The organism is Methylophilus rhizosphaerae, from assembly GCF_900100975.1.
Lineage (GTDB): Bacteria > Pseudomonadota > Gammaproteobacteria > Burkholderiales > Methylophilaceae > Methylophilus > Methylophilus rhizosphaerae.
The window spans coordinates 21,498-36,835 of record NZ_FNFX01000001.1 but is presented as its reverse complement, the minus strand read 5'-3'; the positions used below and the strand labels follow the sequence as shown (position 1 = coordinate 36,835).

Sequence of the window (15,338 nt, the reverse complement as noted above, 5' to 3'; positions counted from 1 at the left end):
AAGGTAGCAGACAGGTGCAGGAGTATTATTTACGTGATAACCTGTAAAAGTGACTGGCGGATGTACGCCATTGGAGCTCTTTTTATCAGGCTAAATCTTTACGTCAGACAGGTATTTTTCTGTAAGGTGCGATTTATTTTTTAATAAACAGGACTAAGGTAAAGATTTTATTAATTCAGGGTGGGTGCATGCCGTTAAAACATAACTATCAGAAATTACGATTCCTCGCGCATCAATTCCTCTGGGGATGCTGTTTGTTAGACATGGTTTCCCATCAGGCGCTGGCTGATCAGGCAGATACATTAAATTTTTCTGCTTCAACCACAAAGTTATTTGACGATAATTTATTCCGACGCCCCGACGGGGAAGTCTCCGACCAGGTGACGGTGAACCGGCTAGGCATTAATGTTGACAAGGCATACAGTCTGCAGAAGTTTCACGCCAACCTGAATGTCACCGATAACAAATACAACAAATCGGACTTCCTGGACTTTACCGCCAAACAATATTCGCTGGGATGGGACTGGGCGGTGACGCCTAATCTGACCGGGACGCTGGAAACCAGCCGTGATGAACGCTTAAACGATTTCAGGTTTGTGACGGCGCCGGTCAAAAACGTGGTCACCATTAAAACGCATAACTTTGAAGCAGATTTTTCACCGCACAAGATTTTTCACTTCCTGGCAGGGGTCACTGTCATTGAAACGGAAAATGATAACGCCTTTAATTTTGACCAGCAGGAAGAAATCTCCAACCGGACCAGGCGCCTGAACCTGGGCGGGCGCTACGACTTTGCGAGCTCGTATCTGAAAGCCATGTACCACAAAGGGCACAGTGAGCAGGCCAACAATATTGCTGATCCTTCCCGCTTTGCCCGCTGGATTGATAAAGAATCCAATTCTGACAGCTATGAACTGGTTTACGAGACGACATCCGACAAGCGGCTCAACTACAAAGCGCACCTGGGCTATGTGAACAAGGAAACCCCGGTGTTTACCATGCGCAATTATTCCGGCTGGGTGGGCGATGTTTCAGCCACCTACGCACTGACCTCTAAAATCTCGTTAAATGGCTATGCAGGAAGAACGCTGCGATCTTTTATCCGTGAAGATAGCTCGTATGCCGAGATTGATTCCTTCAAACTTGGGTTGCGTTATGAGTTCTCTCCCAAACTGGCCTTCATGGCCAACACCTCCTATCTGACACGCAATTATCTTGGCAGAGGCCCTGCGGGTAATGGCCACCGGGATGACCATGAAGCCTCTGCACTGGCAGGCGTTTACTGGTCACCAAGAAACTTTGTGAATGCCAGTTTGTCTGTAAGCAAGTCAAGAAGAAATTCTACGGATAACTTTTTTGACTACGATGATACTTCAGCGTTTATGACTGTCGGCTTGTTATTCTAAGCCGGTTTCTCTAAGGCGCGGTGGTTGAATCGCGCTTGTCTTGGGTTGCATGCCGTTCACTGCAATGGCATTCGACCTGCCATCAATACATTTAATTTTTTGTGCGCTATGGCAATTCATAGCATGGAACCCTTTTCCAGTGAAAGCATCAGCTGTAAGAGCGCGGGTGTTTTCAGGATAGGGTTTGCATCCTGGTGAGAGGTTTTCTTGTGAATAAATATTTTAAATGGCTGACTTTTTTTACCGGACTATTATTGAGCAGCGCGATTGCCTTGGCAGATGAAAATTTAGGTGCTGGCGATCTGGTTCGCATCCTGGTGTATGGCAATCCGGACCTGACGTTGGAAACGCGCATTGATGCCAGTGGTTACATCAGTTATCCCTTGATTGGCCAGGTGGAAATTGGCGGCCATACAGCCAAGGACGCAGAGTCAAAAATAACAACCGCTTTACGTCAGGGCGGATTTATCAAGCAGCCGAATGTCAATGTATTCCTGCTGGAATCCCGCAGCAAGCTAACGTCGATTATCGGTAAAGTGAACAAGCCAGGCCGCTATCCCGTCACGCATAAAACCACCTTGCTGGACATGATTGCAGAGGCCGGTGGCGTGGCAGCCGGAGGCTCCTCACTGGTGACTGTCATTAGCGGTAGCGACAAGAAAACCTTTGATTTATCCAGGTTGGTCAATGAAAACTCCAACCAGCAGATTCCGTTGCTCAATGGCGGGGAAACCGTGTATGTGCCTACCAATGAAGTGGTAGTTGGCGGCGAGGTCAACCAGCCAGGCAAATACAGTATTTCAGACAATATCCGCTCTATTGCCGACTTTATCGTATCGGCAGGTGGGACGAATGCCAATGCGGCGGACACTATCCTGTATACCACTTCTTCCGGCGGGGCTGAAGTGACTAAAAGCATCGATATTGCGGCGTTAATGTCCAATAACCCGCAAGCCGGTCAAAATGCCATGATCGTCAAACCCGGCGACAAGATTTACGTGCCAAAAGCCCCCATGGTCTATATCTACGGTGAAGTACAGCGTCCGGGCTCCTACCGCATCGAGAAGAACATGACCCTGATGCAGGCCCTGGCGCAAGGTGGCGGCCCTTCAGTGAGGGGCACGCAGCGCGGTATCAAAGTCTACAGGACAGATGACAAGGGTTCGGTCAGTAAAATCACGCCAGCGTTGACCGAAATGGTGCGCCCCAATGATGTGTTGTATGTCGAAGAGAGTTTATTCTAATGAATATCAAGCAACTTTACCTGATCTTCAAGTCCAGGTTTCGCCTGTTTATTTACACGTTTCTGGGCACTTTCCTGCTGGTGGTCATCATCACGTTTGCCATGAGCAAGGCGTATACGGCCAATGCTTCCCTGATTTTCAAAATGAAAGGCCCGGATCCGGTCACTGGGGTGTCTCAGCCATTATCCATGCTGGGCAACTATATCAGCACCCAGATTGATGTTATCAATAGCTACCGGGTCTCGCTCAAGGTCGTCGATAAGTTGCATATTGACCAGAATGCCAGCATGCAGGAGAAATTCCAGGAGAAAACCGGTGGCGTGGGTGATATCCGTTACTGGATTGCTGATTTACTGGTGGGAAATTTAAGTATTACGCCATCTCGCGACAGCGGAGTGCTGACGCTCAGTTATACCTCGTCAGACCCCGAGTTTTCCAAACTGGTGGCCAATGCGTTTGCCGAGTCTTATCTGGAAACCAACGTGGAAATGTCCAGTGAGCCTTCCCGTAAGGCCATGACTTTCCTGGGTAAAAAGAAACAAGAATTGCGTGAGGAATTACTGAAAGCGCAATCCGCTGTCGCTGCGTATTTACAGGACCAGGGTATTACCAGCTCTGTGGAAAATGCGGATATTGAAAATGCAAAACTCAATGACCTGACTGCGCAACTCTCCGTGGCCGAGTCGCAATCCCTGGAGGCTAGCAATAGAAATAAAGCGGCCGTGAACAAGGAGGTCTCCCCGGATATCCTTTCCAACCCCCTGATTCAGAACTTGAAAATACAAATTACCAATGCCCAGGCAAAACTGGCTGATTTATCCAGGAAATATGCCAATAACCATCCGTTGATGCAGTCGGCCAAAGCCGAACTTGACCAGTTGAATGCGGATTACAACCGCCAGGTCAACCAGGTGCAAGCCAGCCTGGGCAGCTCGGCGGATATTTATACCAAGCGGGAAAGCGAATTGAGGGCGGCGGTGGATGCGCAGAAGAAAAAACTGCTAACGCTTAACCGCAGCCGGGATAAGTTATCTGTGCTGCAACGTGAAGTCGAGAACGCGCAACTGGCCTATAACAACATTAATCTGCGGGTCTCTGAATCCAGCCTGCAAGGCACGTCTACCGAAGGTGATGTCTTGCTGCTGTCGGCGGCCGTGGCGCCCACCAGCCCCTCCAAACCCAACATCTTGTTCAACCTGTTTTTTGGTGTGCTCGCTGGTGGATTCCTGGGGTTGCTGGCTGCTTATACAAAAGAGTTCCTGGACAGAAGAGTACGTTGTGTTGATGACTTGGAAGCGTTACTGGATATCCCGGTACTGGTCACGCTACCATCCGGCAAACCAGGGCTGGCAGACAAGAAGAAAAACGCTGGGTTGCTGGCCTTCAAGCATTAGTCCCAAAACAGGGGTGACGGTATGCCGTCACCCATCTCGTACCTAGACAAATAAGATATTCAGACAAAAGAGATATGGCTAACCACAATTTAACGGATGATGATTTAAAGTTCCCGCTGCAACCTTTCAGTCAAATCGGCACTTTGCTGGTTGAGTTCGGGAAAATTACCCGCAGCGAACTGGACAGGATTATTCAATACCAGGCAGAGCATCATCTCAGGTTTGGTGAGGCTGCGATCAAGCTCGGGTTTGTGACTGCCGAGGATATCAATGAAGCGCTGTCACAGCAATTCGACTTCCCGACGTTCAATACTGATTTTTCCGGTTTCAGTCGGGACCTGATTGCTGCGTTCGAGCCATTCACGGATGCCACGGAAAAATTAAGGAATTTGCGCAGCCAGTTAATTGTGCAATGGTTTGCGCAAAACAAGAAAACATTGACAGTGGTCGGCTCCACCAAAGGAGATGGATGCAGTTTTGTCTGCGCCAATCTGGCGATCGTGTTTTCCCAACTGGGTGCCAAAACACTGCTGATCGATGCCAATTTGCGCGCACCTGCGCAAGCCGACCTGTTTAATCTGAAAAATAAACAGGGGCTGTCAGATATCCTGGCGCAAAGGGCCAACCTGGATGTGATCCAGCCCATTCCCAATTTCATTGATTTATCTGTCTTGCCGGCCGGTACCATTCCCCCCAACCCGCAGGAAATGCTTTCCCGCCCCCTGTTCAGCAAGCTGATGAATATTTTTTCTACCGAATATGATGTGGTGCTGGTTGATACCGCAGCGACAGAAACTTGCCTGGATGCCCAAACCGTATGTGCACGCACCGGGGCCGCCTTAATGGTGACGCGTATCAACCATTCACAACATGAAAAACTGGCGGAAGCAAAAAAACTCATTGCCAATACCGGTGCCAAAATCCTGGGCGTGGTCGTGAATGAATATTAAGAAAGGTATGGAGTGAAGGTTCATCGTAACTCACTTCTCTTTTTCTTATCATTTTTCGCCCTGTATTTACCCAGTTATATCTATTCCTACCGGGTAAGCTGGCAGCAGGAAGGCCAGGGGCATGCAATGATCGTATTTATCATTGTCTGTTACCTGATCGCCACAAAACTGCCCGCCTTGCAAACCATTAAACCCAGGCTTTCACTGGCCGAAAAAGGGGTGGGCGGCTTTTTCCTGCTCGCCGGATTGCTCGCCTATATTATCGGGCGCTCGCAACATATCCTGTTAATTGAGCTGGGCTCCCAGGTGCCGGTATTGCTGGGGGCTTTGTGGATATTGTTCGGCTTTAAACAAAGCCGGCCTTTCCTGTTTCCTGCCTTTTTTATCCTGTTCATGCTGCCTATTCCACAAGTGGTGCTTTCGACTGTAACCTTGCCGATGAAAATAGCCGTTTCCACCGCCGCTGAATGGATCACATATTACACCTCGCAAATTCCTGTCGCCAGGGAAGGCGTCCTGCTGTTTGTGGGGCAGTACCGGTTATTCGTGGCCGATGCCTGCGCCGGCATGCACACGCTGATCTCGCTGGAGGCGCTGGGCTTGTTATATTTGAACCTTGTGCACAGCAAATCCCTCATAAGGAATAGTCTGCTGGCTATTTTGATTGTGCCTATCTCGTTCAGCGCCAATGTCATCCGCGTGGTGATCCTGATTTTTATCACTTATTACCTGGGTGACGAGGTGGCACAAAGTTACCTGCACGAGTTTGCCGGTTTCGTATTATTTACGATAGCGCTATTTCTCATCATTACGTGCGACAGCCTGATCCAATGGGCGGTGAAAAGGGCAGGGAGGTAGCCAATGGCTGAGTTACAGGTTTCCAGGAAACTGGCATTTGATAAACGTGTGGTCGCTATCGCCATTGCATTTCTGTGCGCCATGATCATCGCGGAAATACTGACCCCTGTCGCGAGAATGTCCACACAGCGGCACCAGTTTGATATCAACCGGATTGTGCCGCAGCAGTTCGGGTCATGGTCTTTAATGGCGGGTGCGAATAACGGCGTGGTGGACCCAGAGTTGAGAAGCAAGGTAGAAAGTGCATACAGCCAGACAATCAGCAGGACTTACCGGGACGCCAGCGGGCATGAAGTCATGCTTTCGGTGGCCTATGGTGGGGATCAGGAGGACATGATGCAGGTGCACAGGCCGGAAGTTTGTTATGTCGCGCAAGGGTTTTCCATGCAGGACCTGGGCACCAGAGAAATCTCCACGGTGCATGGCAAGGTGAAAGCAAAGCTATTACTTGCCAAGCAGGCAGAGCGCATAGAACCGATTACCTACTGGATCAAGATCGGTGATGCCATTGCGGTGAATGGCGTCGCCTGGCGCATTGAGAGAATCAAATACGGGTTGAGCGGCTCGATTCCGGACGGCTTGCTGTTCCGCGTGTCGTCTATTGGCAGTGATCTCCAGCGACAGTATGAGATCCAGGAATCATTTATCCAGGCGCTGGCGGCCAGTTTAACACCTGAACAATACAAGCAGATTCTGGGTAAAGACCAGCTGAATTAAACACATTAATGACACCACTCCTGATATGTTCTTGATTTCCAACCTGAAAATTAACAGTTACACCAGCGCCCAGCTTATCCGGCATTTATCTGCCAGGCTGGCTGCCGGGCAAAAAACACTGCTGTTTTTTGTGAACACCAATTTTGTTGTGCAATGCCAGCCGCTGATTCCTGCCATTAATGCCAGTGAAGAGGTATTGCTGGTGAATGACGGCATTGGCTTGGATATTGCAAATCAGCTGATCAATAAAGCCAGGTTTAAGGAAAACCTGAATGGCACCGATTTTACTCCCAGGCTTTTATCCTCCCTGCCTGCGCAAAAAATTGTCTTAATCGGCAGTACGCATCGCGACCTGCAACCGGCAAAAACAGTGTTGGAAAAGCTGGGCCACCACGTGGTCGGGGTATTTGACGGATTTGATGATATCAAACAGCCATCTTTTATCCAGCAGTTGAATCATCTCGACCCCGACATTGTGCTGGTTGGCATGGGAAATCCCCTTCAGGAGCGATGGATACTCGACCATAGTCCTGAACTGCCTAATGTGAAGCTGATCGCAGGAGTGGGTGCACTATATGTCTTCCTGGCTAAGAATAAAGCGCGGGCACCCGAATGGATGAGGAAGCTGCGCGTGGAATGGTTGTTCAGGTTATTGCTGGAGCCAAGAAGGTTATTCAGGCGCTATACCATTGATTTCGTGAAATTCCTGCTGATCTGTTTTCAATATAAACGGAAATAATAACCGGCACGGTTATGTCACACATCCTGAAAAACAATTCTATTGATTAAGAAAATGCAATCAAGCGCCTCGAATCCATTGAAGTTATCGTCCATGAAACCGGCCGTCAATTCGCCTGTGACTCACCTGAATTCACTGGATGGATTACGGGCCATTGCCGCCTTGCTGGTGTTGTTCACACATGGCCTTTCCGCCCATTTATGGACAGGCTATAACGTCAGCAGCATCGGCGTGGCCGTCTTTTTCAGTCTGAGCGGTTTTTTGATGGGGTATTTATACCTGGAGAAAAAACCGGATGCCCAGGCTGTCAAAAATTACCTGATCAGCCGCTTTTCGCGTATCGCGCCTGCTTACCTGTTCACGATTATCATAGCGTTCATAATTTATAACTATGTTGATCACCAGTTTATTTACAACATAGACCAGCATAATATCGTGCGGCACCTGTTATTCAGCGGCAATGTATCGGTGTTCTGGAGTATTCCGCCAGAAGTACAGTTCTATATGTTCTTCATCTTTATCTGGCTGGCCTTTTTTCAATACAAACAAGGCAGCTTCAACATGGTCATGCTGGTGGCCGTTGCTATATTTTTCATGCTGCTGGTCAGGAACCACGTGCCAGGCACGACCTTGCCATCCAAAATCCATTTCTTTGCCCTGGGGTGCGCTGCTGGAGTGTTGAGGAAACGAGTTTCAATCAACCCCAGCTGGTGGCTGAATGTTGTACAAGCCGCCGCTTTCCTGGGGCTGATCATTTACGGTACTTACCTGGTCAGCGTGCATGATTACCGATACCCGTATGCCATTTTTCATTATGCGTTACTGACCGCCATCACGGTATTCATCCTGAGTTACCAGACAGGGTTCACCCAATGCGTGCTGGCCAATAGATTACTGATGGCGATTGGCCAATGGTCATTTTCCCTCTACCTGTCGCACGAAGCGGTGATGTATTGCATGACGCATTATGTGCATGGTTTGCCCAGGCCATTGATGGCGGTTGGCACGGTGATGCTGGCACTCACCTTAAGCTGGCTGATGTATGCACTGATCGAAATCCCCACGCAAGCGGCCCTGAAACGGCGGCTAATCAGGAAATAACGCTTTAATAATTGGATGCTTTAGAGAATACACAATGATTGTTGCGCATGTGGTAAGACAATATGCACCTTCTGTGGGTGGACTGGAAGAAGTGGTCAAAAACCTGGCCAAGTGCCAGCTGGAGGCCGGGCTAACGCCTTACATCATTACCCTGGACCGCGTGTTTAAAAATCCAGAGGAAAAATTAGCTGCGATTGAATGGATGGATGGCGTCAAAGTTATCCGTATTCCGTATGGCGGATCCAGCCGCTATCCGCTGGCTTTTTCGGTATTGCGCCATTTGAAGGAAGCCGATCTGGTACATGTGCATGCCATTGATTTTTTCTACGACTTTCTGGCGCTGACAAAAATCATTCATGGAAAGAAACTGGTGGTCTCCACGCATGGCGGCTTTTTTCATACCACCTATGCCAGCCGCTTGAAAAAAATCTACTTCAAGACGGTGACCCGTTTTTGTTCACTCTTTTATGACAAAGTTATCGGGTGCAGTGACAATGACGGGGAAATCTTCAGCCAGATTATTCCGCCGGAAAAACTGGTGGTGATTGAAAATGGCGTCGATATAGACAAGTTATCTGCGCCCGCCTCAGAGTTACCGCCAAAGCCGAATATTATTTACTTCGGCCGCTGGTCGATTAATAAAGGCCTCGTCGAGGCATTGCGCCTGTTCAGCACACTTGTGAAAAGCGATCGCGGTAATCACTGGCAATTTGTGATCGCAGGGCGCCCGTATGATATTGATGAAGATGAAATCCGCAAAACTGCCACAGAGTATGGAATCAATGACCGTGTGCAGGTGTATGCCAGCCCGTCAGATAGCCAGTTGAAACAGCTGGCTCATGCGGCCAGTTATTTTTTATGCCTTTCCAAGCATGAAGGTTTTGGTATTGCGCCTATTGAAGCCATGAGCGCAGGCCTGTTTCCCTTACTGAGCCAGATTCCTCCCTTTAAGAAACTGGCCACAACCACAGGACATGGCGCATTGCTCAGCGAAGATTCAGTGGCGGCGGCGGATAGCGTCATGCGCTTGCACCAGGAAAAAAATTGGAATCAATTCGCTTTGCAGGAGTCAGTAAAAAGGTATTCCTGGCATGCCGTCGGGACGCAATATTTAAATGAATATAGGCGGATATTGAATGATGGCTAAATTATTGATGATTTGTGTGATTTTTTGCTCACTGCATGCTTATGCAGCCCAGCCGCAGAAAGTTTACCAGGGCATCAATCTTCCCGGGGCGGAGTTCAATAATAAACGATTACCCGGTACGCCTGAGAAGGATTACCACTGGCCGACGCTTAAAAATTTCCAGCAGATGAAAGCGGCCGGATTCAATACGGTCAGGGTGCCGTTTTTGTGGGGCAGGTTGCAGCCGGCCCCATTGGGCGAGTTTTCGGCAACGGAAATCAGGCAGCTGGACAGGGTAGTGCAGCAGACCGCACAACTGCAGCTAAATATTGTGCTGGATATTCATAACTACGCGGCTTATGACAGCCATTACCTGACTAACTCTGCTGAAGATATCGCTACGTTCCGTGATCTCTGGAGCAGGTTGTCAGCAAGATACAAAGACTATCCGAATGTGGTCTTCGGCCTGATGAACGAACCTAACCGGCAACCGGCCAATGTATGGTTTGACCTGGCGCAGGCTGCTGTTACCGCCATTCGGGACAATGGCGCCAACCAGCTAATCCTGGTTCCTGGTACCGCCTGGACCGGCATGCATAAATGGCTGGCGGCAGGGAGTGCCGGATCGAATGCGGATGTGCTGTTACCGATTAATGACCCTGCTAACCATTATGCTTATGAAATGCATCAGTATTTTGATAGCGATTACAGTGGTACACATGCTGAATGCGTAGATAGCCAGCGCTTTGCCGGCCAATTTGAAAAAGTAAACGCCTGGTTGCGCAGTCATGGTAAACAGGCGTTTCTGGGCGAATTTGGGGCATCGCTTTCGCCAGCATGCCTGGAAGACTTGAAAACGACCATGGATATTTTGAATAAAAACAAGGATCTGTGGATAGGCTGGACATACTGGGCCACCAGCGACTGGATGAAGGCCTATATGTTTAACCCATTCACAGATGATCCCGATGATGCGCGGCTGAAGATCCTGCAAGATAGCCTGGAAAAATAGCACATCCTCCCAAGCGTTTAGAGTCGTTTTATGTCCAAACTTTCCTGCCCAGGCCCTATCATAAAACCCAATCTTGTCTCCAGGTTTGGTGTGGCCCTCATTTTTATTGCATTGCTGCACCATATGTTTTTCTGCTTTGTGGATAGCCATTTTGCGCATATCAGTTCAAGCGTATTGATGCTCACCGAACTGGTGCTACTGGCATTGACAGCCTTGTTTTTTGTGACCAATGCATCCTCCGGCTATGTCGTAATGCTGCTGGCGATCCTGGCCAGTTCGTTTGTCCTGGCTCTGTTCCAGCATGGTTTTGACCCGAAATTCGTACGTAACCTGGTCATCCCGGTGTTAATGATCTGGCTGGGCAGCCAGTACGATCACCATATCGCGGTAGATAAGCTGGTCAAGATCATGGCCTGGATTGTGCTGGCTGTCGGTTTGTTCGAGTTATTCCTGCCGGATATTTTCCAGCAGCTTTTCAATATCATTAATTTTCAAATCAGCCTGGGCCGCTCCACCGAGAAAGCACTGGAGTATGCAGCGTCCAGCTTTTCGCTGAATGGCACCCGGTATGGCGGGCGTAATTTTCTGAGTTTCCTGGGCGATCACCGGGTGTCGTCTGTCTTTCTGGAAACCGTGAACGTTTCCAATTTTTCCACCTTGCTGGTGGCCTGGGGCTTATCCAAGAAAAAACTGGATGGCTGGCTGTTTATCCTGATCGGCGTGGTGATTGCCGTGCTGGCGGATTCCCGCTTTGGTACGACGCTGATCTTGTTAATGATGCTGATGCGCTATGGGCTAAACCCATACCTGTTCAAATACATTGCCTACTTTATGCCCTTGATCGTGATACTGGCATGCGTGATTGTCGGCTGGGATTACCACGGTTTCCGCGATGACTTTGAAACCAGGATAGGCTCTACCGGCCACGACTTGTTAGAGTTTCATCCTTCCGAGTTTTTTGGCATGTATGGCGTGCATACCCGTTTATTTATGGATCAAGGCTATGCCCGCATTCTGCATTTCCATGGGCTGATTATCCTGGTAGTGATGTGGGTCGGCTTCTGCAAATTAAAAGTCCGCGAGTCTGCCGTGATTTTCAAATACCTGATTGCAGTCATTATCAGCGCCAATCTGGCCATCAGCGGTGACTCTGTGTTTGCCTTCAAATGGGTTGCCATCATGTGGTTTATTCTGGGCACACAACTGGTGAAAGAAAAGCCAGCCTGTGCCAGAAAATCCTGCAGCGTTTAGCGAGACCTCTTTCAGGTTCGGCATTAAAAACGACCGGATTTGATTTACGGTCAGCTGAAGCCGCTTTAAAGTTTAATTCTCTGGAAATTGTATATACATGAAGATTCTTGTTATCTCGTCCGGTTATCCTCCCGATGTCAAAGGAGGAGGGGAGCACTCTACAAAAATCATTTCGGAAGAGCTTGCTGCCAGAGGGCATGAAGTGAATGTGCTCACGCTTTCCAGTCATGCGGTCAGTGAAATCATCAATGGGGTGAACGTGCACCGGGTACTTTCTCCCAACTTGTACTGGAACTTCAATCCTCAGCCATCGTCCGCCAAAAAAATCGCCTGGCATTTGCTGGATAATGTGAATCCCAGGGCTTATTGGCTGGTAAAAAAATACCTGCAGCAATTTGATCCGGATGTAGTGTTGACCAGTACCATTGAAAATTTTGGCGCTGAGGCATGGCGTGCCTGCCGTGCTTTTAACGTACCGGTTGTGCATGTCTTGCGCAGTTATTACGTGCTGTGCTACCGGGGAACCTGCTTCAAGAACGGGCAGAACTGCACAGTACCATGCACCGAATGCCAGGTATTGACGCTAGGGCGCAGGCATGCCGCCAAAGAGGTAAATGGCCTGATCGGTATTAGCGAATATATCCTGGATAAACACATCCCTGCCTTTCCCAACGCGCATGCGCGGGTGATTTACAACCCGGTGCAGACCCGGCCTGCCACACCCAAAATCATGCATGATACTGGCCTTCATTTTGGTTATCTGGGCCGCCTGGAGCCTGAAAAAGGCATTGAGCCATTGCTGGAAACCTTTATCCAGTTGCCGGAAAGCTGCATCCTGCATATCGGGGGAACAGGCAATGATGATTATGTGGCTTATTTAAAGGACAAATATCCTCAACCGAATATCCGTTTCCTGGGCTGGGTCAATGCCAAAGAGGTGTATGAAAACATTCATTACCTGATCCTGCCTGCGCAATGGCATGAACCGTTTGGCCGGGTGGTAGTGGAAGCTTTTTCTTATGGCGTGCCTGTCATTGGTGCCATGCGTGGCGGCATCCCGGAGCTTATCCAGGAGGGTGAAAATGGTTACCTGTTTGAACCATCGCTACCACATAGTTTAAAAGAGGCTTGTACCAAGGCCTTGCAGGGTAGTGCGCATTACACTGAGCTTTCCTGTCGCGCGATCCAGTCATCCGGTTATTTCGAAAAAAGTGCCATTGCTGCAAAATATGAGGAATTGTTGGCGGAAGTTGTGGTCAACTTTAAACAGGATGAACCAAATGATGCCGCGAACCTGAGTCTTTGATTCTATTACGGTGCTTTTATGATGCCGGCATCTTTCTCAATTGATAGCGACGACAATACAAGTGCCTGATAAAAAAATATTATTCTATCCTCGCTTCGGTGAGAACCAATATACTGAAAATACCTATGAATGCCTGCAAACATTTTCTACTGACATCCAGGCGGTAGAACCCATTAATTTCAGCGTGTTAAAAAGCGGTTTTCATCATTATGATGTGGCTGTTGTGCACTGGCTGGATAACACACTGGTTACCAAAGCAAAAACAATTTCCGTCATTTCGGTGACCAAATTCTTCATTAAATTATGCATACTTAAATGGGTGGCAAGAAGGATTATTTATGTTCGCCATAATCTGTATCCGCATGCGCTGCATGGCGCAGCCGCCAAGATCGCACGCCGCTTAATCGATATGGCCTGTCGCGTCAGTGACCGGTGTGTGGTGCATTCCGGCCATCTGGCGGGCGGCAATACCAGTTATATTCCGCACCCGCTCTATCAGTTTGATAGCGAGCGTGAAGTGACGCTGGCTCAAGCTACCGGACCGTACATTGTTTTTGGCCGCATTGTGGAATACAAAGCCATTGACCGCTTGCTTGAGAGCTGGGAAGGCGAGCGTTTGCTGATTGCAGGGAAAGTGGACTCGGCAGCTTATCTGGATCGCTTGCAAGAGATCATTGAGCGCAGAAAGCTGGGTGGGCAGGTTTCCCTGGAAGCCAGGTTCATCAGTGACCAGGAAGCAGCCATGGCAGTCTCCGCCTCCCACGGCCTGATTCTCACGCACAGTGATGAAGACATGATCGTGAGTGGCAGTTTCTTTTTTGCCGTCAGCCTGGGCGTGCCGGTATACGCCGTAACAACACCATTCTTTGAATGGCTGGAAAACACTTACAATTATCCGGGCTTGTTTATTTATGATGATATTCCGGCGTTAATCACCGGCTTGAACACCCATCAGGAAATTGACAGGGCTGCGTTAAAAACAGCCGCCCGCTCGCTGTTCGGGCAAGATGTTGTGAGCGCAGCCTGGCGTAACTTTTTAATAAAACTGAGTTGAAAATAAATATGAAGATCGCAATCGCTGGAACCGGTTATGTCGGCCTCTCGCTGGCCGTTTTATTGGCACAAAAAAATGAAGTGGTGGCACTGGATATCGTGCCGGAGAAAGTTGCCATGCTCAATCAACGGAGATCGCCTATCGTTGATCATGAAATCGAGGATTTTTTTGCGCACAAGCAACTGAACTTCAAGGCGACTACAGACAAACAGGAGGCCTACCAGCATGCCGAGTTTGTAATCATCGCCACGCCCACCGATTATGACCCGGATACCAACTACTTTAATACCCGATCGGTAGAAGCGGTGATTAAAGATGTGATGGCCGTCAACCCGGATGCAGTGATGGTGATCAAATCTACCATCCCGGTCGGCTATACCGAGAAAATCCGCGCAGAACTGCATTGTCCCAACCTGATTTTCTCTCCCGAGTTCTTACGTGAAGGCAAAGCGCTTTACGATAATTTGTATCCTTCACGCATTGTGGTGGGCGAAGTCTCTGAACGCGGAGAAAAGTTTGCCAGCCTGCTCAAGGAGTGTTGCCTGAAACCGGATGTGCCGGTGTTGCTGACCAACAGCTCGGAGGCGGAAGCGATCAAGCTGTTCGCCAACACTTTCCTGGCCATGCGCGTGGCTTATTTTAATGAACTGGACACGTATGCTGAAACCCATGGCCTGGATACGCGGCAGATTATCAACGGTGTCTGCATGGACCCGCGTATCGGCAATCACTACAACAACCCTTCGTTCGGCTATGGTGGCTATTGCCTGCCTAAAGATACCAAGCAATTGCTGGCCAACTATTCCAAAGTGCCACAAAACCTGATTAATGCCATTGTGGAGGCGAATACCACGCGCAAGGATTTTGTTGCCATGAGCGTGATCAGGAAAAACCCCAAAGTGGTCGGTATTTACCGCCTGATTATGAAAGCGGGGTCGGATAATTTCAGGGCTTCTTCCATCCAGGGCATTATGAAACGGATTAAAGCCCGCGGGATCGAAGTGGTGGTGTATGAACCGGTGCTGCAGGAAAAAGAGTTTTTCAAGTCTAAAGTCATGACGGACCTGAACGAATTCAAAAAAATCTCGGATGTGATTATTGCCAACCGCCAGACCAGCGAGCTTGGGGATGTTGCAGAAAAGGTCTATACCCGGGATTTGTTCGGAAGCGATTAGTATTT

Annotated in this window: 14 protein-coding genes; all 14 read left to right on the top strand. The window is 49.0% G+C overall.

Annotated features, from left to right (window positions below; translation table 11 throughout):
• Nucleotides 1–263: 263 nt before the first annotated feature.
• The 14 genes from BLP53_RS00165 (at nucleotide 264) to BLP53_RS00100 (ending at nucleotide 15,333) form a co-directional block, all read left to right on the top strand.
• Nucleotides 264–1,406, top strand: coding sequence for an outer membrane beta-barrel protein (locus tag BLP53_RS00165; RefSeq protein WP_091467968.1), 1,143 nt, complete (start codon nucleotides 264–266; stop codon nucleotides 1,404–1,406).
• A 209-nt stretch (nucleotides 1,407–1,615) separates the two neighbouring features.
• A complete protein-coding gene (locus BLP53_RS00160; RefSeq protein ID WP_143001334.1) occupies nucleotides 1,616–2,650 on the top strand; it encodes an SLBB domain-containing protein in 1,035 nt (344 codons plus the stop codon).
• Nucleotides 2,650–4,044: a chain length determinant protein EpsF gene (epsF, locus tag BLP53_RS00155; protein ID WP_091467962.1), complete on the top strand. Its 1,395-nt coding sequence runs from the start codon at nucleotides 2,650–2,652 to the stop codon at nucleotides 4,042–4,044. The genes BLP53_RS00160 and epsF overlap by 1 nt, the downstream gene beginning before the upstream one ends.
• 74 nt (nucleotides 4,045–4,118) lie before the next feature.
• On the top strand, nucleotides 4,119–4,994 hold the full coding sequence (gene epsG / locus BLP53_RS00150; RefSeq protein WP_091467959.1) for a chain length determinant protein tyrosine kinase EpsG: 876 nt from the start codon (nucleotides 4,119–4,121) through the stop codon (nucleotides 4,992–4,994).
• 12 nt (nucleotides 4,995–5,006) lie between these two features.
• Nucleotides 5,007–5,852 (top strand): exosortase B, encoded by an 846-nt coding sequence (gene xrtB / locus BLP53_RS00145; protein WP_091467956.1) that lies wholly within the window; start codon nucleotides 5,007–5,009, stop codon nucleotides 5,850–5,852.
• A 3-nt stretch (nucleotides 5,853–5,855) separates the two neighbouring features.
• Nucleotides 5,856–6,569, top strand: a complete 714-nt coding sequence (epsI, locus tag BLP53_RS00140; protein WP_091467953.1) for an exosortase-associated protein EpsI, B-type — start codon at nucleotides 5,856–5,858, stop codon at nucleotides 6,567–6,569.
• A gap of 25 nt (nucleotides 6,570–6,594) precedes the next feature.
• Nucleotides 6,595–7,308, top strand: coding sequence for a WecB/TagA/CpsF family glycosyltransferase (locus tag BLP53_RS00135; RefSeq protein ID WP_091467950.1), 714 nt, complete (start codon nucleotides 6,595–6,597; stop codon nucleotides 7,306–7,308).
• Between the two features lie 93 nt (nucleotides 7,309–7,401).
• A complete protein-coding gene (locus tag BLP53_RS00130) occupies nucleotides 7,402–8,409 on the top strand; it encodes an acyltransferase family protein (protein WP_176755170.1) in 1,008 nt (335 codons plus the stop codon).
• A gap of 34 nt (nucleotides 8,410–8,443) precedes the next feature.
• Entirely contained in the window at nucleotides 8,444–9,556 is a 1,113-nt protein-coding gene (locus BLP53_RS00125; protein WP_091467943.1) for a glycosyltransferase family 4 protein, read from the top strand.
• Nucleotides 9,546–10,547 (top strand): glycoside hydrolase family 5 protein, encoded by a 1,002-nt coding sequence (locus BLP53_RS00120; protein ID WP_091467940.1) that lies wholly within the window; start codon nucleotides 9,546–9,548, stop codon nucleotides 10,545–10,547. Before BLP53_RS00125 ends, BLP53_RS00120 begins: the two co-directional genes overlap by 11 nt.
• 30 nt (nucleotides 10,548–10,577) lie before the next feature.
• Nucleotides 10,578–11,798, top strand: a complete 1,221-nt coding sequence (locus BLP53_RS00115; RefSeq protein ID WP_091467937.1) for a hypothetical protein — start codon at nucleotides 10,578–10,580, stop codon at nucleotides 11,796–11,798.
• Between the two features lie 97 nt (nucleotides 11,799–11,895).
• Nucleotides 11,896–13,104: a glycosyltransferase family 4 protein gene (locus BLP53_RS00110; protein ID WP_091467933.1), complete on the top strand. Its 1,209-nt coding sequence runs from the start codon at nucleotides 11,896–11,898 to the stop codon at nucleotides 13,102–13,104.
• 61 nt (nucleotides 13,105–13,165) lie between these two features.
• Nucleotides 13,166–14,158 (top strand): glycosyltransferase family protein, encoded by a 993-nt coding sequence (locus BLP53_RS00105; RefSeq protein WP_091467930.1) that lies wholly within the window; start codon nucleotides 13,166–13,168, stop codon nucleotides 14,156–14,158.
• Between the two features lie 8 nt (nucleotides 14,159–14,166).
• Nucleotides 14,167–15,333 (top strand): nucleotide sugar dehydrogenase, encoded by a 1,167-nt coding sequence (locus BLP53_RS00100; RefSeq protein ID WP_091467927.1) that lies wholly within the window; start codon nucleotides 14,167–14,169, stop codon nucleotides 15,331–15,333.
• The last annotated feature ends 5 nt before the right edge of the window (nucleotides 15,334–15,338 follow it).

What these genes read in the sequence shown, in the direction of transcription:
- BLP53_RS00165 (WP_091467968.1), top strand. Translation starts at nt 264, where the DNA reads ATGGTTTCCCATCAGGCGCTGGCTGATCAGGCAGATACATTAAATTTT.
- epsF (WP_091467962.1), top strand. Translation starts at nt 2,650, where the DNA reads ATGAATATCAAGCAACTTTACCTGATCTTCAAGTCCAGGTTTCGCCTG.
- epsG (WP_091467959.1), top strand. Translation starts at nt 4,119, where the DNA reads ATGGCTAACCACAATTTAACGGATGATGATTTAAAGTTCCCGCTGCAA.
- epsI (WP_091467953.1), top strand. Translation starts at nt 5,856, where the DNA reads ATGGCTGAGTTACAGGTTTCCAGGAAACTGGCATTTGATAAACGTGTG.
- BLP53_RS00135 (WP_091467950.1), top strand. Translation starts at nt 6,595, where the DNA reads ATGTTCTTGATTTCCAACCTGAAAATTAACAGTTACACCAGCGCCCAG.
- BLP53_RS00130 (WP_176755170.1), top strand. Translation starts at nt 7,402, where the DNA reads ATGAAACCGGCCGTCAATTCGCCTGTGACTCACCTGAATTCACTGGAT.
- BLP53_RS00125 (WP_091467943.1), top strand. Translation starts at nt 8,444, where the DNA reads ATGATTGTTGCGCATGTGGTAAGACAATATGCACCTTCTGTGGGTGGA.
- BLP53_RS00120 (WP_091467940.1), top strand. Translation starts at nt 9,546, where the DNA reads ATGATGGCTAAATTATTGATGATTTGTGTGATTTTTTGCTCACTGCAT.
- BLP53_RS00115 (WP_091467937.1), top strand. Translation starts at nt 10,578, where the DNA reads ATGTCCAAACTTTCCTGCCCAGGCCCTATCATAAAACCCAATCTTGTC.
- BLP53_RS00110 (WP_091467933.1), top strand. Translation starts at nt 11,896, where the DNA reads ATGAAGATTCTTGTTATCTCGTCCGGTTATCCTCCCGATGTCAAAGGA.
- BLP53_RS00100 (WP_091467927.1), top strand. Translation starts at nt 14,167, where the DNA reads ATGAAGATCGCAATCGCTGGAACCGGTTATGTCGGCCTCTCGCTGGCC.